At 66.8% G+C, this 1,697-nt stretch carries 2 protein-coding genes and 1 pseudogene; 2 read left to right on the forward strand and 1 reads right to left on the reverse strand.

The window, feature by feature from the left end; genetic code table 11:
- Positions 1-190: pseudogene (locus HUK84_RS17110) on the forward strand (hypothetical protein); the annotation flags it as partial.
- A 280-nt stretch (positions 191-470) separates the two neighbouring features.
- Here HUK84_RS17110 and HUK84_RS17115 read toward each other — a convergent pair.
- On the reverse strand, positions 471-896 hold the full coding sequence (locus HUK84_RS17115; RefSeq protein WP_176641338.1) for a winged helix-turn-helix transcriptional regulator: 426 nt from the start codon (positions 894-896) through the stop codon (positions 471-473).
- 264 nt (positions 897-1,160) lie between these two features.
- Between HUK84_RS17115 and HUK84_RS17120 the strand changes: the two genes are divergently transcribed.
- On the forward strand, positions 1,161-1,697 hold a 537-nt coding region (locus HUK84_RS17120; RefSeq protein ID WP_176641339.1), incomplete at its 3' end, for an NAD(P)H-binding protein.

Below are 1,697 nucleotides of genomic sequence, written 5' to 3' on the forward strand. Positions count from 1 at the left end.
GACGCGGGTCAAGGGCGAAGCTGAGGCGGATGCGATCCGCGCCCAGGCGGCGGCGCTGGGCGCCAGCCCGAACTATGTGACCTATACCCAGGCGCGGCGCTGGGACGGCAGGCTGCCGGCGACCATATTGGGGTCGCAGCCCGTGCCGATGATGACGATGCCTGTGATGGGGCCCATGAACGGGCACTGACCGCGCCGCCGAACGCGGAAAGGCCGCACAGGTCGGAATGCCTCCAATGGCTCGATGTGGCCGTCGTTCTCGGCCGGTTTCGCCGTCGTCGAAGAGTTGGCCGTGCCTTGTGCCAATTGGTGTCGTGATTGGCCGTCCCGCGGTCTCTTTTTCGGGGCGCTGCCCCGCACCCCGCCAAAGGCGGTGCCTTTGGAAACCGATTCCGGATCGATGTCATGGGGTGCAGGGGTCTATGGCCGCTGCCGGGTTCGGGCGGGGGCCCGGCCTGTCTTTCAATCGGTCACTGTTCAAGATGCCCCGGGTCAAGATGCTCTGGGTCAAGATGCCCTGGCCCCGGCGCGTCCACCGCCTGCGGTGATGGGATCGCGAGGTCCCGGAGCAGCAGGCGCGACCCGACATCCACGATCGCCTTGATCGCAGGGAGCAGTTCCCGCCCCAACGGGGTCAGATCATACTCCACCGTCGGTGGCGATGTCGGCATCACGCTGCGGCCGAGAACGCCGCGATGCTCCAGATCGCGCAGCCTGCTGGTCAGCACCTTCGCCGAAATGGCCGGGATGTCGCGGCGCAATTCCGAAAACCGTCGCGGGCCGTTGCTGAGGGACCAGAGCAGTTCGGGCGTCCAGAGGCCGCTGAGCAGAGCCATGCATTTCGACATGGGGCAGCCGGGGAGCGCCTTCACCTTGGTTCGCATTCTCAGGACCATCGCGCAGCCTCCATGGCAAGTTTCCATCTGGGGCGAGTTTCCATCCGGGGCGAGTTTCCATCTGGTAACCGGAAAGTAGAGGTAACCGCAAGATAGGAGGTTTCTGCAAGTAACGCGTGCGGCTATCTGAAGGATCTCCGATCGCGGAGCCGGTGACGGCCATCCCCGTCGCGTCCCGCCACGCATTCGTGGCGTGCGCGGACATGGGCGCCGTCTTCCGGCCCGGTACACAACGATCAGGCACACAACGACAAGAGGCCGAACATGTACGCAATCACCGGAGCGACGGGGCAGCTTGGCCGCATCGTCATCGATACGCTGCTGAAGACCGTCCCGGCAGGCCGCATCGTCGCCGCGGCGCGCAATCCGGCCAAGGCGCGTGATCTTGCCGAGCGCGGCGTGATCGTGCGCGAGGCGGACTATACCCGTCCCGACACGCTGCGCACGGCGCTGGCCGGCGTCGACAAGCTGCTGCTGATTTCCTCGACCGAAGTCAGCGGCCGCGTGCCGCTGCATGGCGCGGTGATCGAGGCGGCGCGCCAGGCCGGGGTTTCGCTGCTTGCCTATACGAGCATGCTGCATGCCGGCACGTCGCCCGCCCGCCTTGCGATCGAACACCGGCAGACGGAAGAGGCCATATCCGCGTCGGGCCTGCCTGCCGTGATCCTGCGCAATGGCTGGTATATCGAGAACCATCTGATGGCGCTGCCCGTGGCGCTGGAGCATGGGGCCTTCGTCGGGGCCGCCAGGGATGGGCGCTTTTCCTCGGCGGCGCGCGCCGACTATGCGGCGGCCGCGGCC

Origin of the sequence: Nguyenibacter vanlangensis (genome assembly GCF_013376155.1) — a bacterium.
Lineage (GTDB): Bacteria > Pseudomonadota > Alphaproteobacteria > Acetobacterales > Acetobacteraceae > Gluconacetobacter > Gluconacetobacter vanlangensis.

Bases quoted from the DNA above. Each gene is read 5' to 3' on its own strand.
- HUK84_RS17115 (WP_176641338.1), bottom strand. From the start codon at position 896: ATGGTCCTGAGAATGCGAACCAAGGTGAAGGCGCTCCCCGGCTGCCCC.